The 21552-nt window shown below is 39.4% G+C and carries 19 protein-coding genes, 1 tRNA gene and 1 pseudogene; 12 read left to right on the forward strand and 9 right to left on the reverse strand.

Translation table 11 applies throughout. The annotated features are described in order from the left end of the window. The first annotated feature begins 311 nt into the window (after window positions 1–311). Genes hemA through mnmL form a run of 6 tightly spaced genes read left to right on the forward strand, consistent with a single transcriptional unit; the run spans window position 312 to window position 6187 of the window. Window positions 312–1574, forward strand: coding sequence for a glutamyl-tRNA reductase (gene hemA / locus OO7_RS08755; RefSeq protein WP_008915590.1), 1263 nt, complete (start codon window positions 312–314; stop codon window positions 1572–1574). A 31-nt stretch (window positions 1575–1605) separates the two neighbouring features. Then, on the forward strand, window positions 1606–2688 hold the full coding sequence (gene prfA, locus OO7_RS08760) for a peptide chain release factor 1 (RefSeq protein ID WP_008915591.1): 1083 nt from the start codon (window positions 1606–1608) through the stop codon (window positions 2686–2688). Next, window positions 2688–3542 (forward strand): peptide chain release factor N(5)-glutamine methyltransferase, encoded by an 855-nt coding sequence (gene prmC, locus OO7_RS08765; protein ID WP_008915592.1) that lies wholly within the window; start codon window positions 2688–2690, stop codon window positions 3540–3542. Before prfA ends, prmC begins: the two co-directional genes overlap by 1 nt. A gap of 20 nt (window positions 3543–3562) precedes the next feature. Next, complete coding sequence (sirB1, locus tag OO7_RS08770; RefSeq protein ID WP_008915593.1) at window positions 3563–4372, forward strand: invasion regulator SirB1; 810 nt, start codon at window positions 3563–3565, stop codon at window positions 4370–4372. A 45-nt stretch (window positions 4373–4417) separates the two neighbouring features. After that, window positions 4418–5272 (forward strand): 3-deoxy-8-phosphooctulonate synthase, encoded by an 855-nt coding sequence (kdsA, locus tag OO7_RS08775; protein ID WP_008915594.1) that lies wholly within the window; start codon window positions 4418–4420, stop codon window positions 5270–5272. Between the two features lie 12 nt (window positions 5273–5284). After that, window positions 5285–6187 carry a tRNA modification radical SAM protein MnmL/YtqA gene (gene mnmL, locus OO7_RS08780; protein ID WP_008915595.1) on the forward strand — a complete coding sequence of 301 codons (903 nt, stop codon included), beginning with the start codon at window positions 5285–5287 and terminating at the stop codon, window positions 6185–6187. A gap of 36 nt (window positions 6188–6223) precedes the next feature. Here the strand turns inward: mnmL and dauA are convergent, their stop codons facing one another. Continuing rightward, window positions 6224–7909, reverse strand: coding sequence for a C4-dicarboxylic acid transporter DauA (gene dauA / locus OO7_RS08785; protein WP_008915596.1), 1686 nt, complete (start codon window positions 7907–7909; stop codon window positions 6224–6226). Window positions 7910–8182: 273 nt separating this feature from the next. Continuing rightward, window positions 8183–8272 (reverse strand) — tRNA-Ser (locus OO7_RS08790). A 433-nt stretch (window positions 8273–8705) separates the two neighbouring features. On the opposite strand from OO7_RS08790, the gene ghrA reads away from it, so the two are divergent. Both ghrA and OO7_RS08800 read left to right on the forward strand, forming a co-directional pair. Continuing rightward, the gene (ghrA, locus tag OO7_RS08795) at window positions 8706–9647 is read left to right on the forward strand and encodes a glyoxylate/hydroxypyruvate reductase GhrA (RefSeq protein ID WP_008915597.1); all 942 of its coding nucleotides are present in this window, start codon (window positions 8706–8708) and stop codon (window positions 9645–9647) included. 188 nt (window positions 9648–9835) lie between these two features. Further along, complete coding sequence (locus tag OO7_RS08800) at window positions 9836–10381, forward strand: TorD/DmsD family molecular chaperone (RefSeq protein WP_008915598.1); 546 nt, start codon at window positions 9836–9838, stop codon at window positions 10379–10381. Between the two features lie 153 nt (window positions 10382–10534). Here OO7_RS08800 and OO7_RS08805 read toward each other — a convergent pair whose 3' ends face one another. Continuing rightward, window positions 10535–11095, reverse strand: coding sequence for a lipoprotein (locus tag OO7_RS08805; RefSeq protein ID WP_008915599.1), 561 nt, complete (start codon window positions 11093–11095; stop codon window positions 10535–10537). Between the two features lie 63 nt (window positions 11096–11158). Then, a complete protein-coding gene (gene mdtH, locus OO7_RS08810; protein ID WP_008915600.1) occupies window positions 11159–12361 on the reverse strand; it encodes a multidrug efflux MFS transporter MdtH in 1203 nt (400 codons plus the stop codon). A gap of 179 nt (window positions 12362–12540) precedes the next feature. Between mdtH and rimJ the strand changes: the two genes are divergently transcribed. Then, on the forward strand, window positions 12541–13128 hold the full coding sequence (gene rimJ / locus OO7_RS08815; protein WP_008915601.1) for a ribosomal protein S5-alanine N-acetyltransferase: 588 nt from the start codon (window positions 12541–12543) through the stop codon (window positions 13126–13128). A 109-nt stretch (window positions 13129–13237) separates the two neighbouring features. Further along, the gene (murJ, locus tag OO7_RS08820) at window positions 13238–14773 is read left to right on the forward strand and encodes a murein biosynthesis integral membrane protein MurJ (protein ID WP_008915602.1); all 1536 of its coding nucleotides are present in this window, start codon (window positions 13238–13240) and stop codon (window positions 14771–14773) included. A 120-nt stretch (window positions 14774–14893) separates the two neighbouring features. Here the strand turns inward: murJ and argS are convergent, their stop codons facing one another. Then, window positions 14894–16624 carry an arginine--tRNA ligase gene (gene argS / locus OO7_RS08825; protein ID WP_008915603.1) on the reverse strand — a complete coding sequence of 577 codons (1731 nt, stop codon included), beginning with the start codon at window positions 16622–16624 and terminating at the stop codon, window positions 14894–14896. Window positions 16625–16890: 266 nt separating this feature from the next. Between argS and OO7_RS08830 the strand changes: the two genes are divergently transcribed. Both OO7_RS08830 and cutC read left to right on the forward strand, forming a co-directional pair. Next, complete coding sequence (locus OO7_RS08830; protein ID WP_008915604.1) at window positions 16891–17445, forward strand: VOC family protein; 555 nt, start codon at window positions 16891–16893, stop codon at window positions 17443–17445. Window positions 17446–17624: 179 nt separating this feature from the next. Next, window positions 17625–18386: a copper homeostasis protein CutC gene (cutC, locus tag OO7_RS08835; RefSeq protein ID WP_008915605.1), complete on the forward strand. Its 762-nt coding sequence runs from the start codon at window positions 17625–17627 to the stop codon at window positions 18384–18386. Between the two features lie 131 nt (window positions 18387–18517). On the opposite strand, the gene cmoB is transcribed toward cutC, so the two are convergent. From cmoB to OO7_RS08855, 4 genes and pseudogenes are all read right to left on the reverse strand, one after another. Next, window positions 18518–19489, reverse strand: coding sequence for a tRNA 5-methoxyuridine(34)/uridine 5-oxyacetic acid(34) synthase CmoB (cmoB, locus tag OO7_RS08840; protein WP_008915606.1), 972 nt, complete (start codon window positions 19487–19489; stop codon window positions 18518–18520). Beyond that, complete coding sequence (gene cmoA, locus OO7_RS08845; protein WP_008915607.1) at window positions 19486–20241, reverse strand: carboxy-S-adenosyl-L-methionine synthase CmoA; 756 nt, start codon at window positions 20239–20241, stop codon at window positions 19486–19488. The genes cmoB and cmoA overlap by 4 nt, the downstream gene beginning before the upstream one ends. Before the next feature lie 129 nt (window positions 20242–20370). Then, a complete protein-coding gene (locus tag OO7_RS08850; protein WP_008915608.1) occupies window positions 20371–20769 on the reverse strand; it encodes an MAPEG family protein in 399 nt (132 codons plus the stop codon). Between the two features lie 140 nt (window positions 20770–20909). After that, window positions 20910–21292 (reverse strand): annotated as a pseudogene (locus tag OO7_RS08855) (NUDIX hydrolase). Between the last annotated feature and the right edge of the window lie 260 nt (window positions 21293–21552).

The following is a 21552-nucleotide window of genomic DNA, read 5'->3' on the forward strand; positions in this document are numbered from 1 at the left end:
GTTAATTAAGCGAGAAAGTCGAACATAAAATTGAATGCTTGGGTTTTTATAATACGAATTAATTGGTGTATATATGTATTATATCTAGCTATAATACTATGTTAATATGCATAACGAAAAATCATACATCACAAACAATAATCAGTAATATATTGATGTATTATTAATGTTGCTATCTATATAAAAAGATAGAAAACAGAAAGATAGAAAGCGCTGTTCGGATCATTTACAATAGCGAACAGGCGAGCAAGTAATACCCGATTATTACTGCTGAATAATAATTAGTAATGTGAGCAACATAATAAAGCACAATGACCTTATTAGCCTTAGGCATTAATCATAAAACGGCACCGGTTGCCCTGCGTGAGCGGGTAACGTTTGGACCGGAGAGAATCGACCACGCACTTGAGGAGTTATTGAAACAACCTCAAGTCAGTGGTGGCGTTGTGCTGTCTACTTGTAATAGAACTGAGTTATATTTAAGCCTTGAATCACAAGACCAAGCGCAAGAACAATTGGTTAAATGGTTATGTGATTTTCATCAAATTAAAGATAAAGATTTAAAACCTAGCTTATATTGGCATGAAGGTGATAGCGCCGTCAGTCATCTTATGCGTGTTGCGAGTGGCTTAGATTCTTTAGTTTTAGGTGAGCCACAAATTCTTGGTCAAGTGAAAAAGGCCTTTGCGCTTTCTCAAGATAACCATTCTTTATCAAGTGAATTAGAGCGATTATTTCAAAAATCTTTTTCTGTGGCGAAACGTGTTCGTACAGAAACAGAAATTGGTGCAAATGCGGTTTCTGTTGCATTTGCAGCTTGTACATTAGCAAGACAAATATTTGAATCTTTAAAAAATCTGAATATTTTGTTGGTCGGTGCCGGCGAAACGATAGAGCTGGTTGCTCGTCACTTACGTGAGCATGGTGTACAAAAAATGATGATAGCTAACCGAACTCGTGAGCGGGCGCAAAAGCTGGCTAATGAAGTTAATGCGGAAGTTATCACATTGTCCGATATTGATACCCGCTTATCTCAAGCTGATATTGTGATTAGTTCAACAGCAAGCCCTTTACCTATTATTGGTAAGGGAATGGTTGAACGGGCAATGAAAGTTCGCCGTAGTAAACCAATGTTATTAGTTGATATTGCAGTTCCCCGTGATATTGAGCAAGATGTTGAAAAGCTAAGAGATGTTTATCTTTATACTGTTGATGATTTAGAATCTATTATTCAGCAAAATCTTGCTCAACGAAAAGCAGCTGCGGTTGAAGCCGAATTTATTGTACAACAAGAAAGTCATCATTTTATGGATTGGTTGCGCTCGCAAGCCGCAGTGTCTACAATTCGCGATTACAGAGAACAGGCCGAAGCAATCCGCGCGGGGATGACAGAAAAAGCGATAGCAGCAATTAATCAGGGCGCTGATCCTGAACAAGTCATCATACAACTTACCCAACAATTGACTAATCGTCTGATCCACGCACCAACAAAATCTTTGCAGCAAGCTGCTGGAGATGGTGATGTGGAACGTCTGAATATACTGAGGGACAGCCTAGGGCTGAACCATCAATAACCACATTTTAATCATAGGTTTGATATAACGAATGAAGCCTTCTATTGTCGCAAAACTGGAAGCATTACAGGAACGCTATGAAGAAATTCAAGCACACCTTGCTGATGCAAGTGTGATTGCCGATCAAGACCGTTTTCGCGCTTTGTCGAAAGAGTATGCTCAATTGATGGATGTCGCAAAATGTTTTAGCGAATGGCGTACTGTGCAGGATGATATTGAAACAGCAGAAATGATGCTGAGTGATCCTGAAATGAAAGAAATGGCTCAAGAAGAGCTAAAAGATGCCAAAGTACGCAATGATGAGCTAGAACAGCAACTGCAATTGCTTCTATTGCCTAAAGATCCCGATGACGAATATAACTGTTTTCTGGAAATTCGTGCAGGTGCGGGTGGTGATGAGGCAGCTATTTTCGCGGGTGATTTGTTCCGTATGTATAGCCGCTTTGCGGAAGCAAACCGTTGGAAAGTTGAGCTTATGAGCACCAGTGATGGTGAACATGGTGGTTTTAAAGAAGTTATCGCAAAAATTTCTGGTGATAGTGTTTATGGCCGCTTGAAATTTGAGTCTGGTGGGCATCGTGTTCAGCGCGTTCCTGAAACGGAATCTCAAGGCCGTATCCATACATCAGCTTGTACAATTGCTATTTTACCTGAATTACCCGAAGCAGAATTGCCCGAAATTAGCCCAGCAGACCTGCGAATTGATACTTTCCGTTCATCAGGGGCGGGCGGTCAGCACGTTAACACCACTGACTCAGCAATCCGTATAACCCATATTCCAACGGGAATTGTGGTTGAATGTCAGGATGAACGTTCGCAGCATAAAAACAAAGCAAAAGCGATGTCTGTTCTAGGTTCGCGTATTCGTCAGGCTGAGATGGATAAACGCCATGCAGCTGAAGCTTCTGAACGCCGTAATTTGTTGGGAAGTGGTGATCGCTCTGACCGAATCAGAACATATAATTTCCCACAAGGTCGGGTGACTGATCACCGGATTAACTTAACACTTTATCGTCTGGATGAAGTGATGGAAGGTAAGCTCGATACGTTAATACAACCAATTATTAACGAATATCAAGCTGATCAACTTTCTGCTTTATCTGAGCAAGATTAATGCAATATAGCGAATGGATTAAGTTAGCTATTGCTAGGTTGTCAGCCAGTGATAGTTTTTCAGCTAATGATAGTGCAAAACGGGATGCTGAAATTTTACTTCAACATGTTACGGGGCGAAGTCGTACTTATGTTTTCGCTTTTGCAGAAACAGAACTTAATCCTCAAGAGCAAACAGAGCTTGAACGTTTATTACAACGCAGAGAGCTTGGTGAGCCTATTGCTTATTTAATTGGTGAGCGCGAATTTTGGTCTTTGCCATTATTCGTGTCACCTGCAACACTTATTCCTCGTCCTGATACTGAATGCTTGGTTGAGCAGGCGTTAGCACGTTTACCTCAGCAAGCTGCGTGTATTCTTGATCTTGGTACTGGTACTGGAGCGATTGCATTAGCAATCGCATCTGAACGGCCAGATTATTCAGTGACTGGTATTGATTTCAGTGCTGATGCTGTGGCTCTTGCACAGCGTAATCAGCAGCGTCTTACAATTAAAAATGTACAGTTTTTGCAAAGTGATTGGTTCACCTCACTTTCTCCACAACATTTTGATATGATTGTGAGTAATCCTCCTTATATTGATGAGATGGACTGCCATTTGCAGCAAGGGGATGTAAGATTTGAACCTTTGAGTGCATTAGTGGCCAATAACCATGGTTTATCTGATTTATCGCATATTGTGTCTGAATCGACAGCATACTTAAAACCTCAAGGATGGTTGCTAGTTGAACACGGATGGCAACAAGGTGCTGTAGTGCGTGAATTATTCCAACAAAATGGGTATTGCAATGTCCAAACCTGTCAAGATTATGGTGGTCGAGACAGAATTTCATTGGGGCAGTATTTGATGCAGTGAAATAAAGCAATGGAAAAGTGATGGAAGCCATAACAAATATTGAGTTTAACAAAATACCTTTAGTTAAAGGTATTATGATAGTTTCGCAGCATATCCGTGTTGATTTCCCATTTATGCAAATTCAAGCTCAATTAGATAGCTTAGTAAAAGCGGCTAAAGCGGCGGTAGATCTTCAAGCGGATAATGAAACTAAAATTAACCAGTTAATGCATATTTTTTATCGAGAATGGAAGTTTGGTAGTGCAGAAGGTATTTATGCGTTATCGGATATGCTTTGGTTAGATAAAGTGTTAGCGTCAAAACAGGGGACTCCTGTTTCGCTTGGTTCTATTTTTCTTTATATTGCCGAACAGCTAAAAATAGATATCGTTCCTGTTGTGTTCCCAACACAGCTTCTACTTCTCGTCAAAAAAGAAGACGGTTCACGGTGGTACATTAACCCGTTAAATGGTGAAACGCTTTCTTGGCATACATTGAACCTTTGGCTAAAAGCAACCTTATCTCCCTACTCTGAATTAGATGATGAACAGCTTGATGTCGCTGAAAATAGCGTTATCATTCGTAAGTTATTTGATACGCTCAAAGCATCATTAATGGAAGAGAAGAAGATGGAGCTAGCATTGAAAGTTTGCGAAACGCTATTGGTACTTGACCCAGAAGATCCTTATGAGATTCGGGATAGAGGGTTAATCCTTGTTCATCTTGATTGCAACCATGTTGCACTGAGTGATTTAAATTATTTCATAGAACATTGTCCAGAAGACCCGGTTTCTGAAATGATTAAGATTCAAATATATTCATTAGATAGCCATCCCGTAGTATTACATTAAATTTATACACAGACAGTAATCTGTCTCGATATGAAAGGTAAGAGCATGCAACAAAAAGTGGTCAACATTGGTAATATCAACGTCGCAAACAATCTTCCATTTGTACTTTTTGGCGGAATGAATGTTCTTGAATCCCGTGATATGGCGATGAAAGTTTGTGAACATTATGTGACTGTTACTCAAAAATTAGGCATTCCTTATGTTTTTAAGGCCTCTTTTGATAAAGCTAACCGTTCATCAATTCATTCATATCGTGGTCCAGGCCTTGATGAAGGAATGAAAATCTTTCAAGAATTGAAAGATACTTTTGGTGTTAAGATTATTACTGATGTGCATGAGCCTGCTCAAGCTAAACCTGTTGCAGAGGTTGTTGACGTCATTCAATTACCTGCATTTTTGGCTCGCCAAACTGACCTAGTTGAAGCAATGGCAAAAACTGATGCCGTCATTAATATCAAAAAGCCTCAATTTATTAGCCCAGGACAAATCGGTAATATTGTTGAAAAGTTCATCGAAGGTGGCAATGATAAAATCATCTTATGTGATCGTGGTGCTAACTTTGGTTATGACAATTTAGTTGTCGACATGCTTGGCTTTGGCGTCATGATGCAAGCTTCTAAAGGCTGCCCAGTTATTTTTGATGTGACTCACTCTTTACAATGCCGCGATCCATTTGGCGCTGCTTCTGGTGGCCGTCGTGCTCAAGTTGCGGAGTTAGCAAGAGCAGGTATGGCCGTAGGTTTAGCAGGGCTATTCCTTGAAGCTCATCCAGATCCTGATAATGCGCGCTGTGATGGTCCATCCGCATTACCATTAGACAAATTAGAGCCTTTCTTAAAGCAAATTAAAGCTATTGATGAAGTTGTTAAAAGCTTTCCTGAGTTAGACACCAGCCGTTAATTTCGAGGTGTCATGCAGCTAAATCAAGTTGTTACCATGTTTGGCGCTGATCTTCAGCGCCGTTATGGTGAGAAAATCCATAAAATCACACTTCATGGTGGTTTTAATTGTCCAAATCGTGATGGCACATTAGGACGCGGTGGATGTACTTTCTGTAATGTTGCCTCCTTTACTGATGAATCGCAGTCAGCGCTGAATATTCGTCAGCAAATCAGCCAGCAAGTCACCAAAATCACACGAGCAAGTCGTTATCTCGCCTATTTTCAAGCCTATACCAGCACCTATGCAGAAGTAGAAATCCTAGAAAAATTGTATGAGGAAGCACTTGAACAAGCGGATATTGTTGGCTTATGTGTTGGCACAAGGCCTGATTGTGTTCCTGATGAAGTATTTTCATTACTTAGTCATTATCACCAGCAAGGTTATGAGATCTGGTTAGAATTAGGATTACAAACAGCACATGATAAAACGCTGCACCGCATTAATCGTGGGCATGATTTTGCAACCTATCAACAAACTGCAATTAAAGCGCGTCAATTAGGCTTAAAAGTTTGTACACATCTTATCTGCGGATTACCGGGTGAAACTGAAGAGATGAACATGAAGACACTTCAAGACGTGTTGGCATGTGGCACTGATGGTATTAAATTACATCCATTGCATATTGTTGATGGCAGCATTATGGCTAAAAGTTTGCGTGCAGGTCGGCTTCAAACATTGACCTTAGATGAATATACTCGCATTGCTGGAGAGATGATCCGGCATACCCCACCAGAAATTATTTATCATCGTATTTCTGCAAGTGCAAGAAAGCCAACGCTATTAGCACCAAGTTGGTGTGAAAATCATTGGTTAGGAATGAATAGCCTATATCAATATTTATTAGAAAATGGCGGGCAAGGTTCGGCCTTGTAATGCCACTGCCAAGTAGATTGACAGTGGCTATATCAATTATTCTTTGTTGTGTTCTTCTAGCGCCTTATCAATAGAGTTATGGAAAGTTAATTCCCCTTCAACTGGAGTGACTCGTGCTCTAGCTAATGTTTTCAATGGCTGGAATGGTATATCGCAGACAATGATGTGGGTATCTTTTTCAGCATCAATAAATTTTTGGAAAGCATCTAAGCCTCCCGCATCAAGGACAGGCACAGCATCCCACTGCATAATAATTGTGTTGTAACCTTCACATTTGACTTTTAATTCATCAAAGATACGTTCTGCCGCGGCAAAAAAGAGTGGGCCGTTGATGCGCACAACGAGCAGTCCTTTATTTTTGTCTGTTTCTGGTAACTCACTGATTTTGGTCATATTCGCAATGCGACGCATAAATAATAGTGAGGCTAAAACAATGCCTACTGTAATTGCGATGACCATATCAAAGAGCACAGTTAATGACATACACAGAATTAATACAACGATGTCATCTTTTGGCGCTCGGCGGATCAAATCTATGACTTTACGCGCAGCACTCATGTTCCATGCAACCATTAGCAGCAATGCTGACATTGCGGCGAGAGGAAGATAGGAAAGCATCGGCGCAAGAACAAGTAAGGTCAGTAATACCAATAAGGAGTGGATAATGGCTGATACAGGTGAGGTAGCGCCAGCTCTTACGTTTGCGGCTGAACGGGCAATAGCAGCAGTTGCTGTGATACCACCAAAGAATGGGGCTGCAATATTACCAAAACCTTGGCCAACTAGCTCACTATTGGAATGGTGTTTTTTGCCCGTCATATTATCGAGAACTACGGCGCAAAGTAGTGATTCGATAGCCCCAAGAACCGCCATAGAAAACGCTGCTGGCATTAATGCGGTGATCATAGACCAACTAATTGGCGTACTGCCGGGTAACTCCCACGGAAGAACAAATTGAGGTAGGATAGGAGGGATACCATTGCCTTCAGTGCCATTCGGCAGAAGATAACTAAATTCTGAACCAATAGTAGCAACTTGCTTATCAAAAAGTGAGAGAACCCACATGACAAGGGTACCCGCAATAATGGCAGGTAAGTGACCCGGTAACTTTAGCCCTAACTTAGGCCAATAGATAAGAATCAGTAATGTTGTTAAGCCAATTAAAGTGTCACTGTATTGAAAAGTGGGTAATGCATTAACCAATGCAATAACTTTATCAACATAGTTTTCAGGAACATGTGCCATTTGCAATCCAAAAAAGTCTTTGATCTGCATGGTGGCAATTGTAATTGCAATCCCTGAAGTAAAACCTAATGTAACGGATACAGGAATATATTCGATGAATTTGCCAAAACGAGCAAAGCCCATCGCAACCAATATAATTCCAGACATTAGCGTTGCAACGAGCAATCCACTTAAGCCAAATTGTTGTGAAACAGGATATAAAATAACAACAAATGCGGCTGTTGGCCCCGAAACGCTATAACGGGAGCCACCCGTTACTGCAATTACAATACCTGCAATCGCCGCAGTATAAAGACCATATTGTGGAGGTACGCCACTAGCGATTGCTAATGCCATTGCAAGTGGAATAGCAATAATACCGACAGTGATCCCCGCAATTAAGTCTTTAATAAAACGTGCAAATGTATATTTCTCTTTCCAACATGAATCTATTAGCGCACTAAATGGGCGCAATCTATTAATTTTTTTTGTGCTCATTATACCCTGCCAAAATAAGAGGGTGAAAATAACCGAAAAGTAGGCGATAGAGAATACATCTAATTCACATAAAAAATCTGTTATGTGTCAATGAATTCGCAAATATCATAACGTTTACAGTGACAAAAGTAAAAAATAGGCAGGAAGTTAGTAATATTGAATATTTTTAATACTATTTAATCTTATTTAGTCGGGAATATAGAATAAATTTTGATAAGTATAGAGTGGATTTAAATAAAGAGGAATGTTGGGGGAAATAACTAAGAATAAAAATGGCGGTGAGGGAGGGATTCGAACCCTCGATACGTTCGCACGTATACACACTTTCCAGGCGTGCTCCTTCAGCCTCTCGGACACCTCACCGTATTTTTAATGCTGTTGTCATAAAACAATAAATCTTGCTTTGCAACGGGGCGCTACTATAGGGAAAAACAGGGCGTGCGTCAACTCCCTAATTGCGCTTTTTTATGCTTTTTTATTTAGTGAGTTAAATATAAATCAATTTGATTAATATGTAATCTTTAAATGTTAGGGTTGCATATATTTAAGGCTAATATATTACAGCATTAATAGTGTATTTCTTAATATGATGGTTTTCTTCATGACTTTATTGGCTAGAATTGTGCAGTCAATTCAACATTGTTCCGCTTCAGTACTTACTCAAAACTTCAAGCCTTAATGATAAGATCCGTTATCAACTTAACAAAATGCTAATTATCACAGTACTCAATCATCAAGTTAACTTGAAAATAGGGGCATTTCGGCACACTCTGGAGTAAACATAAGAGGAATCGTCATGAATATACTATTTTATCACCCGTTTTTTGATGCGAATCAGTGGATTGAAGGTATGCAAGCAAGGCTTCCGCAAGCCAATATTCGGCTGTGGGAGAAAGGCGATAAGCAAAGTGCAGATTATGCCATGGTATGGCTACCGCCCTATGAATGCCTTGCGGGTAGAAGTGATTTAAAAGGAATTTTTGCTTTGGGTGCAGGTGTTGATGCCATTTTAAAGCAAGAACAAGATAGGCCAGGAACATTACCTGCTGGCGTACCCGTTATGCGCCTTGAAGATACAGGGATGGCATTGCAAATGGAAGAGTATGCAACCGCAAAAGTGCTCTATTACTTCCGTAGAATGGATGAATATCGTCAATTACAATCTCAGCGGCAGTGGAAAGCGTTACCTGCTTATCAATATGATGAATTTGTCGTTGGTGTGATGGGGGCTGGTGCGCTGGGTACGGCTGTCGCTAAAAGGCTAGCAAGTTTTGGTTTTCAGGTAAGAACTTGGAGTCGCAGCGAAAAACATATAGATAATGTGAAAAGCTACTACGGGCAAGATCAGTTAAGTGACTTTCTGCATGGAACCCGAGTGATCATTAACTTATTGCCAAGTACCCCAGAAACAGCCGGTATACTTAACCTGCACCTGTTTAATCAACTGCAAAAAAATGCCTATATTATCAACTTAGCGCGTGGGGCTCATTTAGTCGAGCAGGATTTATTGACTGCATTAGAATCAGGTCAAGTTGCTGGCGCATCATTAGATGTTTTTGCATTTGAACCTTTATCACAAATGCACCCGTTCTGGACGCATCCTCGCGTTGCTATCACGCCTCATGTCGCGGCATTTACTGTACCTAATGAAGCAATGGATATGATTGCTAATAACATTAAGCGCATTGAAGATGGATTAGAACCAGCAGGTATTGTTGATATGAAGCGGGGTTATTAACGCAGTTATATCAGGTATACTAGGTTTCATTGTCATCAGTGACATCAGAGATTATTGATTTTTGCCTGAAAATTGTCCTGGTAAGTCAATAATCTCTATTAAGAGACTTAGTTAAGGTCAAACTGTGGTTATTTCATGCAGCTAAGGTTATCTAGAGCATGAATATCAAATATAGGAATTGTAATCTAATGAACGAATTTTCAATTGTTTGTCGTATGTTGGGCACATTATTTCAACGTTCACCAGATGATAACCTAGTTAAACCGTTAATTGATATGATCGCGCAAGATAAGCTCAAAGCTTCTTGGCCTTTAGAGCAGGATGAGCAATGGGCTCGTATGGCAAAATCTGTCGATATGAAGGAAATTGTGGCAGATTATCAGGCACTATTTGGTGGTGAAACACCCGCAGTGTCAGTCTTTGCTAATGATTATGATGCTGAAATCACAGATGCAGAAATTCGTGAGTTTCTTGTAGAAAGAGGTATGCAGCTTAGTGATAATCGGACTGATGCTTTAGGTTCTTTGCTATTAGCGGCGTCTTGGTTAGAAGACCAAGCGGCTGAAGATGAAACTGCGGCTCAAATTGAGTTATTTGATAGCTTTATTCTCAGTTGGTATGGCGTGTTTTTAGGTAAAATGGAAGCGCATGCTACTACGCCATTTTATCGCACATTGGCGCAAATCACCCGTGATGCAATTATTGTTTTACGTGATGAGTTAGAAACTGAGTGACGTTGTCACGTTTATAATAAGCTAGGTATATATTTTAGAGATGTGATTATTTAAATCATGTCTTGATGATAAAAATATTTTATTAAAACAAAAGGCACCAGTAAAAAAATAGGGGCCTTTTGTGCTTTTCTCAATCGAAAAAATTTATGGAGATTAATCCACCATTGGGATGATCAGTTTGCCTGGTTTAATTTCTAAACCTTTGGCAAGTTTTTTCGCAGTAGCTTCAGCAGCACCATTTTCAGGATTGAGTACATAGACAGGTTGTGTGGCAAAGAAAGCTTCTAATGAACTGTTCAAATAAGGCATCACAGTCGCTATAGCCGTATCCATATTTTCGGGGATGACTTTATATTGACTAATATTTAATTCTTTAAGGTAAATAGCGCCTTCTTGTACATCAAAATAGGGGCGAGCCGTTAATGTTAAATCAATAGTTGCATTGGTGTTACCAATTAAAGAATCTAAATTAACTGTAGCAATACCTCTTAATGCAATTTTTCCTGGCTCGTTACGTCCGATTTCAGACTTCAAATCGGATAGTTTAATATTGGCATCGATAACACCAGAGATACCAATGTTGTTGTCATATTTTACTTTATTTGCAAGATAACTATTGATGGTATTTTCACTGATAGTGAATTCAGTGAGTTGGCTACAACCCGTTAATAACGTGAATATTCCCAACATTGCAACCAATAAAAACTGTTTCATAACCACTCCTTTTAAAAATATTTCTCTGTTATATCTCAAATTATTTAGAGTGTATAGTTGTGACTAATTATTCAGCATTGCAGTTTCAATTTTCTTACGATTAAATTGTTTATGCAAAGCCCATAAAGTGATAAATCCAATAGTACCTAATAAAAACCAAGGCAAATGTGGCATGTGCCATTGATGACCCAAATCATACATCCAACCACCACCTGTATAGCCGACAGCGCCACCTAATGCTAATCCAAGGCGGCTAAAACCCATATAACTCCCTCTAGCACGGGGATCAGCAAGAGATGCACTTAATGTTTCTCTTGCGGGTTCTGCGGTGATTGTGCCCAAATAAAATAAACAAATAAGACCGAATACAACAGACAGTGAGCTTGCTAAACCAATAGGGAACATACTTAAGCTCATTAAAAATAGACCTGCCATTAAACGTTGTTCAAGCCGAAAATGTTTTTCACTCCAGCGAGCTATTGGATAGAGCAACGTGAGCGAAATTGCCGCTTCAATGGCGTACATCCATTTCACTGCAGTAGGCGTTCCTGCAAGTTCATTAATTAAGATTGGAAACATCAACATCACTTGAACTGAAAGCATAAAATAACCAGCAAGTGTAATAACATAGGTAACAAAGCGCTTATCTTTCAGGACAAGTTGCATACCTTGTTTTACAGGGGTTCTAATGGTTGATATACGATAAGCAGGTAACAGCCATGCATTACAAATAGCGGCTAAAATAAAGACGAAAGTACCCGCCCAGCAGACATAATGAAAGTCATAAGTCAGTAGCCAGCTACCGATTAATGCGCCAATAACTGCACCTGCGCTGTCTTGCATCAGTAATAATGAATAAAAACGTCCACGCTCATAAGGACGCGTTAATTTAATCACCAATGCTGTTCTTGGTGGGTCGAAAAGTGTGCCGCCGAGTGCAGAAAGTACGCAAGATAGCCATAAAATCCAAGGATCATAGGCGACAGCCATAAGAGCAAAACCACAAGCGCGTAATAACATGCCAATAACAATCATGGGTTTAGCGCCAAAGCGGTCAGCAATTGCGCCACCAAAGATACCTAATCCCTGTTGAACAAGCTGCCTGAGTCCAAGTGCAAATCCTACAACAACAGCAGCCCAGCCTAATTGGTCAACAAAACGAATGGAAATCAAAGGAAAAACCACAAAAAAGCCGAGAACAACCAACATATTGTCTAAAAGTAAAAAATATTTACCCAAGCTTCTCGCTTGTGATACCTGAGCCATGGCACACCATTGGAAAAAATAACTAAGGGGAATGGATTCTTACTGCTTCTCATCAATAATATCAGTAGAATATCCCTGTTAAGATGATATTTTTTAATCGTATAAGCAATGTATTACTGATGATTTATTTTTATCGTTGAATCGCCATTAGGCGATATGAATTTAATTAAGGGTTAACGATGTTTGGTTATCGGATAAATGAGCCAAAAGTACGTCTCGTGACGGAAAGGATGATAGTTAGGTTGGCATATGAACGTGATAGTTACCGCTTGGCAGATTATTACAGTGAAAATAAAGAATTTTTAAAGCCTTGGGAACCTTTACGGGATAGCTCGCATTTTAATCCATCGAGTTGGCATCACCGTTTACAAGTTATGACCGAGCTACACCGCCAAGGAAGTGCTTTTCATTTTTTATTATTGGATAGTGAAGAAAAAAGCGTTATTGGTGTTGCAAATTACAGTAATGTTCTTCGTGGCGCTTTTCATGCCTGTTACCTTGGCTATTCAATAGGCGAAAAGTGGCAGGGACAAGGCTTGATGTATGAAGCATTAGTACAATCTAATCGTTATATGCAAAAAAGTCAGGGTATCCACCGGATTATGGCAAACTATATGCCACATAATTTACGCAGTGGTAATTTGTTATCGCGTTTAGGGTTTGAGCGGGAAGGTTATGCAAAACAGTATTTACAAATTGATGGAGAATGGCGGGATCATGTCTTAACCGCTTTAACTGATGCGCAATGGAAGCAATCAAAATCCTAATATAAACGCATATCTATTCAAGTATAGATCTTAATTTACCATTCAATCGTAGTCAGCCACGCGGCTCACTGATAAACTGGCGCGATTGTTTTCTTTTAGTTTGCCTATCATGAATTTATTAAAATCGTTAGCAGCAATCAGCTCTATGACCATGATGTCTCGGGTTTTAGGGTTTATTCGTGATGCTATCATTGCCCGAGTATTCGGGGCTGGCGCATCTGCGGATGCTTTTTTTGTTGCTTTTAAATTGCCAAATTTGTTACGGCGTATCTTTGCTGAAGGGGCATTTTCGCAAGCATTTGTACCAATTCTTGCAGAATATAAAAATCAGCAAGGGGAAGAGGCCACACGAACGTTTGTTGCTTATATTTCAGGGATGCTAACATTTGCTTTAGCGATTGTGACGGTTTTAGGGATAATGGGTGCTCCGTGGATTATTTATGTTACAGCACCGGGATTTACCGATGATGCAGACAAATTTGCCTTAACCACACAGCTTTTGCGTGTCACATTCCCGTATATTTTCCTCATTTCCTTAGCTTCTCTTGCTGGTGCTATCCTCAATACTTGGAATCGATTTTCGGTTCCGGCATTTGCGCCTACCTTATTAAATGTCAGCATGATTTTCTTTGCCGCTTTCGCAGCGCCTTACTTTGATCCCCCTGTTATGGCATTAGCATGGGCAGTCATTGTGGGTGGTGTGTTACAGCTGGTGTACCAACTTCCTCATTTGAAAAAGATTGGCATGCTTGTTTTACCGCGTATTTCATTTAAGGATAGCGGCGTCTGGCGCGTGATGAAAATGATGGGACCAGCTATTATTGGTGTTTCAGTCAGCCAAATTTCCCTAATTATCAACACTATCTTTGCTTCATTCTTACAATCTGGTTCTGTTTCTTGGATGTATTATGCAGATAGACTAATGGAGCTGCCTTCTGGTGTGCTTGGTGTTGCTTTAGGTACCATTTTATTACCCTCATTAGCAAAAAGCTTTACCAGCGGCAACCAAACGGAATATCGCCACTTAATGGATTGGGGACTACGTTTATGCTTATTACTTGCTTTGCCTTGTGCTATTGGTTTAGCTATTTTGTCAGAAGCTTTAACCGTTTCATTATTTCAATATGATAAATTCACCGCGCATGATTCCTTAATGACGCAATACGCATTGATGGCATATTGTGTCGGATTAACAGGGATGATTTTGGTGAAAATTTTAGCGCCTGGCTTTTATTCCCGCCAAAACATTAGGACGCCAGTTAAAATAGCGATAGTGACATTAATTCTTACTCAATTAATGAATTTAGCATTTATTGGGCCAATGAAACATGCGGGATTAGCGTTATCTATTGGTTTAGCGGCTTGTTTTAATGCGGGTGTCTTGTATTGGCAATTGCGTAAACAAGATATTTTTACACCAATGCCAGGCTGGCGTGGCTTTATCTTTAAATTATTGGTTGCGCTTGCTGTAATGACTGTCGTGCTGTTTGGTGTATTACAAATTATGCCACAATGGCAAGAGGGTAATATGGCGATGCGTTTATTACGTTTGATTGGGGTTGTCATTGTCGGCGCTGGAAGTTACTTTGTTGCATTATTTGCGCTAGGTTTCCGCCCTAGAGATTTCAAAAAGCACAGCGTTTGATGAGATAATCACTTAAAAAAGCATCTTAATTAAGATGCTTTTTTTCTAGTAACCAGATAAACACGCATAAAAAAAGTCGGTACCTTATTTAGACACCGACTTTTTACGTTTAATGACGTCTTACATTCTTTCTACGGTTTCAATACCTAATGTATCAAGACCTGCTTTTAATGTTTTTTGCGTCAGTAGAGCTAGTTTGAGGCGGCTTTGGCGTTGTGCATCATCATCTGCTGATAAAATAGGGCAATGTTCATAGAAGCTTGAAAATAGACCTGCGAGATCGTAAAGATAAGCACACATCACATGAGGTGTACCATCACGAGCGACCATCAAAATGGTTTCTTCGAATTGCACTAAACGCGTTGCAAGCGCAATTTCACGTTCATCTTGTAATTGAATAGAACCCGTTAAATCGGTTTCAGTGATATCTGCTTTTTTGAAGATAGAAGCCACACGAGTATAAGCATATTGCATATAAGGTGCGGTATTTCCTTCAAAAGCTAACATGTTATCCCAGTCGAAAATATAGTCAGTTGTGCGGCTTTTTGATAAATCAGCATATTTAACTGCGCCGATACCAACCACATTGGCAACATTATTCAATTCATCTTCTGCCATATCAGGATTTTTAGTGCGGATTAAAACCTGAGCACGTTCAATTGCTTCATCTAATAGGTCAGAGAGACGCACAGTACCGCCAGCGCGTGTTTTAAATGGCTTACCATCTTTGCCTAACATCATACCGAACATATGATGTTCCAGCGTCATTGATTCCGGAATGTAGCCTGCTTTACGGACAATTGTCCATGCTTGCATTAAATGTTGATGTTGGCGTGAGTCAATGTAATAAAGAACTCGGTCTGCATGCAAAACATCATGACGATATTTCGCGCAAGCAATATCTGTTGTGGTGTATAAAAATCCACCATCTTTTTTCTGGACGATGACGCCCATTGGTTCACCTTCTTTATTCTTAAACTCATCAAGGTAAACAACGGTTGCACCTTCGCTTTCAACTGCAAGCCCTTTAGCTCTTAAATCAGCAACAATATTTGCTAACATATCGTTGTATAAGCTTTCGCCCATAACATCATCTTCAGTTAGCGTGACATTTAAGCGACGGTAAGTTTCTTGGTTTTGTTGCATGGTGATATCAACTAATTTACGCCACATTTTACGGCAGTATTCATCACCTGATTGCAGTTTTACCACATAGCCACGAGCGCGTTCTGCAAATGCTTCATCGCTATCATAATATTGTTTTGCTTCGCGATAAAATGTCTCTAAGTCAGCTAGAGCCATATCCTCAGCATTTTCATTTTGCATTTTTTCAAGGTAAGCAATCAACATACCAAATTGGGTACCCCAGTCACCAACGTGGTTTGCGCGGATCACTTTGTGACCGAGAAACTCTTGGGTGCGAGCTGCCGCATCACCAATGATAGTTGAACGCAGATGGCCAACATGCATTTGTTTCGCCACATTCGGCGCTGAGTAATCAATAACAATGGTTTCTTGTTGAACAGGGGATAAACCAAGATTATGGCTGATTAATGCTTGTTCTGCTTGTGCTGTGATCCAGTTTGGGTCGAGAAAGATATTGATAAAACCCGGGCCGGCGATTTCTATTTTATTCGCAATACCTTCGAGATCTAAATGACTCACAATTTGCTCGGCCAGTTGTCGGGGGTTGATGCCCATTTTTTTAGCAGCACCCATAACACCATTGGCTTGATAGTTACCAAATTGGGCTTTTGCTGATTGACGCACAAGCGCATCACTGCCTTCTGGAGCTCCCGCTGCCTGCATTGCAGCACTGATTTTATCTGAAAGAATAGCCTGAATATTCACCGGATTACCTTAAATAACGAACATGGTTACTGCATTGTGCCATTACAAACGCAGAACTAAAAGAAAGAAGAGAAAAATCGGCAGGTTTTATACCATATTTTAAGGGAGTCGTGCTACAGTCTTGCCGGAACATCTCTTATTTAAAAAATAGATATTACTTAAGTAACATATTAGACAGCAAAACAGTTCATGCAGCTTAATAATATGTGATTAATAATAGTTTTTATAAAGTCGAGATTTAAATTGTATTAAGAAGAGTATTTTCAATGATTGAGTTTTCCTCTGTGCCTGAATTAGGCGATTTATGGCAATCTTTACCTGAGTTTGAACAACAATTAATTAACATGGCCAAAGCGTTAAATGTTTCTTTAGTTGATTACCCTATTGACCATATTTCAGTACGTTGCCATCACATTGAAACGGCCAAACGTTGGCAAACAGGTTTATTAAAATGCGGGCAATTATTATCAAATAATATAATTAATGGGCGATCTATTTGTTTATTTGAGCTAGAAAAGCCATTGTTAGTGGCATCTCAAACTATTTTTATCATTGAATTACCTTTTCCCAAAGATAAAGTATATCCCCAAGAAACGTGGGAACATATAGAAATGGTCATTGATGTTGCTCCCGACCAACTTGAAGATACTGCACATAAATTGCTACCGCATCCTCTGCCAGAAGGCTTCCACTCAAAAATGAGCCAGCCTAAAGGCCAGCAAGAAAGACTCCCTAATCCTACATTAGCAGTGAGTAATGGTTTAATTACTATTAAATATCATCCATTTACACTAAAAAAGATAATTGAAAGCGAAAAATAAGTGATGCATTTAACGTTATTGCAAATAACTAATAAGAAACTGCTGATGATGTGATATCTATCCTGTATCAAGGTTAAATTAGTGGCATCATTAATTGAATGTTAACGTTTTACCTATTTTTTTGTCTGTTTTTCAGGCGTATTGCTTTTATATTAAAATATTAAGTTGTTGGAGGTGGTATGGCAAAATTGGAAATTTGTTGCTTTGGAATTGAGTGTGCGCAAGCAGCTCAAGAATATGGCGCTGACCGCATTGAGCTATGTTCTGGCGCCGCAGATGGCGGTTTAACGCCAAGTTATGGCTATTTAAAACTTGCCAGAGAAAAAATTCATATTCCAGTTCATCCAATTGTAAGGCCTCGTGGTGGTGACTTTTGTTACAACATGAATGAATTTGAAGTGATCTGTGAAGATTTAAAAATGATCAATGAAATGGGATTCCCAGGGGCTGTGGTGGGTATCCTTGATACAGAAGGGCGCATTGATATTGAACGCATGCAAACATTAATGAAGATTGCCCAAGGAATGCAGATCACATTTCACCGTGCTTTTGATATGTGTATTAACCCATTATTAGCACTTGAACAACTTAAAGATTTAGGGGTAGCGAGAATACTGACTTCTGGTCAGCAACAAAGCGCTGAGTTAGGTTTACCATTATTAAAAGAACTTAATAACAAAAGTAAAGAAATATCTGGCCCAGTGATTATGGCGGGTGCTGGCGTGCGCTTAGCGAACTTGAGCAAATTTATGGAAATTGGTTTGACTGAAGTCCACAGTTCAGCAGGGAAAACCGTTCCATCAAGTATGAGCTATCGCAAAGTTGGTGTGACAATGGCGTCAAATAGTGAAAGTGATGAATTTACTCATTATTGTGTTGATGGCTCAACCGTTGAAGCCATGAAAGATTATATTTCTATTACTGAAAAAGTTTCCGCGTAATAAATTGTAATAATACTTAATGCTATCGTTTTATTTATTATATTCTCTCTCATGAAGATAAATTTTTTGAGAGAGAATATTGTTCCTTAAATCAAAATTGCACTCTTTAATTGCAGAGCAAAATTTATTTATTATGGCTTACGCGCGACAAGCACGGCTCTAAGAGGTGCAGGGTAACCTTCAATTGTTTTGCTTGGATCCGTTGGGTCTAAAAATTCGGCGAGAGATTCTGTTTTCATCCATTCAGTGCGGCGCTGTTCTTCTGTAGAAGTGACTGCTTGGTCGACAATTCTAACATCAATAAAACCACATTTTTCTAGCCAAACTTTGAGCATTTTTGCAGAAGGAATGAAGTAAACATTACGCATTTGTGCATAGCGTTCACCCGGAATTAAACATTGGAATTCATCGCCTTCAATGACTAAACTTTCTAAAATTAACTCGCCTTCACTGGCTAATTGGTTTCTTAATTGCCATAAATGATCAAGGGGAGAGCGGCGATGATAAAGTACCCCCATAGAAAATACAGTATCAAAGGCATTCAACGCGGGTAATTGCTCAATACCCAGTGGTAATAAATGCGCTCTTTGGTCATCACCAAGTAATTTTCTTACTGCTTCAAATTGGCAAAGAAATAATTGGGTAGGATCGATGCCAACAACAAAAGAAGCACCTTCACCCAACATTCTCCACATATGATAGCCACTCCCACAGCCAACATCGAGAACGAGGCGGTCTTTTAAGGGGGAAATATGCGGAAGTACGCGATCCCATTTCCAATCTGAACGCCATTCTGTATCAATATTGACACCATAAAGAGAAAATGGGCCTTTGCGCCATGGCTTAAATTGCTCAAGAATATTATTGAGGCGACGCGTTTCTCCCGATGTTAGAGCCGGATCGCGTGATGCGGTGACGCTATTTTTGAGATCTAAATGGCTAGGCGTCATGTTGGGAAGGTTATCCAACATTTTTTCCCATGATTTGAAGCCGCCATGTAACTGCTCTTTTTTCCATGCGCTGATTTGAGCAGGTAAAGTATCAAGCCAATGGCTTAAAGGACCTGTTGCGATTTGTTGGTAAAAACGACCAAAGTCGATCATAACTGCATCTCTTTTAATGCTAATAACGAACCAAAATTAAAACATTGGCACCAAACTTCACAATGTGAAAAACCTGCTTGCCGTAAGCGCGCTTTATGTGTTTCGACAGAATCTGTCAACATGACATTTTCGAGCATGCTACGTTTTTGACTGATTTCGAGTTCGCTGTAGCCGTTAGCTCGTTTAAAATCATGGTGCATATTGAAGAGTAATTCACCAATTTCAGTATCTTCGAAATTAAATTTTTCAGATAACACAAGAATGCCGCCGGGATTTAGCCCTTGATAAATTTTCTGAAGCAGCAGATGGCGATCTGAGGGGTTTAAAAACTGTAAAGTAAAGTTGAGCACCACCATTGAAGCATTGTTTATTTCAATATCTCGAATATCACCTTCAATGACATTAACAGGCGTATCAGCTTTATAAGCATCAATATGTTGGCGACAACGCTTTGCCATAGCTGGTGAATTATCAACCGCTATAATTTGGCAATTTTGTGCGGTGATATTACGGCGAATAGAAAGGGTTGCAGCACCTAAAGAGCAGCCGAGGTCATAAACGATGCTATTATCTGTGACAAAACGGCCGGCTAACATACCAATCATGGTAATAATATTTGAGTAACCCGGCACAGAACGTTGGATCATGTCGGGAAAGACTTCGGCAACTTTTTCGTCAAATTGCCAATCCCCTAAGTTTGCAATTGGCGCACTAAAGAGACTGTCTTTGTATTGGGGTTTCTGACTAGACATAAAATCTGTATATAAAGAATAAAAGTAGTGGCGAATTGTAGCAGAAAAGGTAGGTAACCTAAAAAGTAATCATTCAAAAGTACCGTAAAATTTTTGCGACATAAAATATGTCGCATGAATATCGCCAATTTATAGGTCGAATGAAAAGATTTGAACCCAAGGTAAGTAATAAATATTCGCTATTATCATTAATGTCATCGCGAGGTAGGTTGCCACCATTCCAGAGCGACGATAAGACACATCATGATTTTTAAGGCCGTAAGAGTGTACAATCCGTCCCGCTATTAATATCAACCCGCATAAATGTATCATCCAAACCTGCGCGCCATTCATTTCCATAAAAAGCAGTAGGAGCAGGGCTACGGGAATATATTCAATTGCATTACCATGAATACGTATGGCAGTTTGTAGCTCATAAACCCCCCCATCACCTTGGGAGACTCTGTATTGAGCTCTAAGCTTAACAACATTTAAAGATAGCCTAAGTAGTAGCAAAGCACCCAGTACTGCATACAACGAGCTGACCATCTATTTACTCCATTGCTTCACTAAATTAAATTTAAAAGCGATAAAACTTTAGCTTTTATCAATACATGATAACGAATCTTAAAATTTTAACTATCTAATATTTAAATGAAACACAAATTTTAAATATATTAACGCTTTGTTTAATTAACCAATCCATCAGCATGTAATTTTTTTAAAATAATAGCTGCTGTTGCTGAACAACGGGATATATCTTGGCTATCAAACCAAGCGAGCTCTTCAATTTCAGCGGCTGGCTGTGGTTTACCCGAAAAATTTGCAAAATAACAGCGAATACGCACTTGGATGTTATCTTGTTTTCCATCAGCTGGGCCGATAAACTCACCATAAAAACGTATGCTATCAGTATATAATGTTCACGGCATAATGCTTGTTCATCTGTTTCATTTGGTTCTCTTTTCCCACCAGGAATGTAGAAAAGTGCTCTATTATATGAGCGCACCATCGCAACTTTGCGCTCAGAAATGGTAATTAAACCTAATTTATCAATCGTTTTGGTATCCATTTTGTTTATTACCTAATTTAATTCACTGAGTTTAAACGTCGTCAAGCCAATAATACTAATACTCAACTCACTAAGAAGTAAATAAAGAAAAATAATACAAGATGGATGGATATTTTATATTTGGAACTGAATTTTTGGGGATACGAAAGTTAAGAAAAGAGTGATTTTTATTCAATATGGATAACAACGAATATATGGCTAAATATCAACGTATGTATTCAACATAGATTGAAATAAACCGTTGCTGAATATGTACATAC

This window comes from Providencia sneebia DSM 19967 (assembly GCF_000314895.2).
Taxonomy (GTDB): Bacteria; Pseudomonadota; Gammaproteobacteria; order Enterobacterales; family Enterobacteriaceae; genus Providencia; species Providencia sneebia.

What these genes read in the sequence shown, in the direction of transcription:
- kdsA (WP_008915594.1), top strand. Translation starts at nt 4,418, where the DNA reads ATGCAACAAAAAGTGGTCAACATTGGTAATATCAACGTCGCAAACAAT.
- cmoB (WP_008915606.1), bottom strand. Translation starts at nt 19,489, where the DNA reads ATGATCGACTTTGGTCGTTTTTACCAACAAATCGCAACAGGTCCTTTA.
- prfA (WP_008915591.1), top strand. Translation starts at nt 1,606, where the DNA reads ATGAAGCCTTCTATTGTCGCAAAACTGGAAGCATTACAGGAACGCTAT.
- hemA (WP_008915590.1), top strand. Translation starts at nt 312, where the DNA reads ATGACCTTATTAGCCTTAGGCATTAATCATAAAACGGCACCGGTTGCC.
- prmC (WP_008915592.1), top strand. Translation starts at nt 2,688, where the DNA reads ATGCAATATAGCGAATGGATTAAGTTAGCTATTGCTAGGTTGTCAGCC.
- OO7_RS08805 (WP_008915599.1), bottom strand. Translation starts at nt 11,095, where the DNA reads ATGAAACAGTTTTTATTGGTTGCAATGTTGGGAATATTCACGTTATTA.
- dauA (WP_008915596.1), bottom strand. Translation starts at nt 7,909, where the DNA reads ATGAGCACAAAAAAAATTAATAGATTGCGCCCATTTAGTGCGCTAATA.
- mnmL (WP_008915595.1), top strand. Translation starts at nt 5,285, where the DNA reads ATGCAGCTAAATCAAGTTGTTACCATGTTTGGCGCTGATCTTCAGCGC.
- OO7_RS08830 (WP_008915604.1), top strand. Translation starts at nt 16,891, where the DNA reads ATGATTGAGTTTTCCTCTGTGCCTGAATTAGGCGATTTATGGCAATCT.
- cutC (WP_008915605.1), top strand. Translation starts at nt 17,625, where the DNA reads ATGGCAAAATTGGAAATTTGTTGCTTTGGAATTGAGTGTGCGCAAGCA.
- mdtH (WP_008915600.1), bottom strand. Translation starts at nt 12,361, where the DNA reads ATGGCTCAGGTATCACAAGCGAGAAGCTTGGGTAAATATTTTTTACTT.
- rimJ (WP_008915601.1), top strand. Translation starts at nt 12,541, where the DNA reads ATGTTTGGTTATCGGATAAATGAGCCAAAAGTACGTCTCGTGACGGAA.
- cmoA (WP_008915607.1), bottom strand. Translation starts at nt 20,241, where the DNA reads ATGTCTAGTCAGAAACCCCAATACAAAGACAGTCTCTTTAGTGCGCCA.
- OO7_RS08800 (WP_008915598.1), top strand. Translation starts at nt 9,836, where the DNA reads ATGAACGAATTTTCAATTGTTTGTCGTATGTTGGGCACATTATTTCAA.
- murJ (WP_008915602.1), top strand. Translation starts at nt 13,238, where the DNA reads ATGAATTTATTAAAATCGTTAGCAGCAATCAGCTCTATGACCATGATG.
- sirB1 (WP_008915593.1), top strand. Translation starts at nt 3,563, where the DNA reads ATGGAAGCCATAACAAATATTGAGTTTAACAAAATACCTTTAGTTAAA.
- ghrA (WP_008915597.1), top strand. Translation starts at nt 8,706, where the DNA reads ATGAATATACTATTTTATCACCCGTTTTTTGATGCGAATCAGTGGATT.
- OO7_RS08850 (WP_008915608.1), bottom strand. Translation starts at nt 20,769, where the DNA reads ATGGTCAGCTCGTTGTATGCAGTACTGGGTGCTTTGCTACTACTTAGG.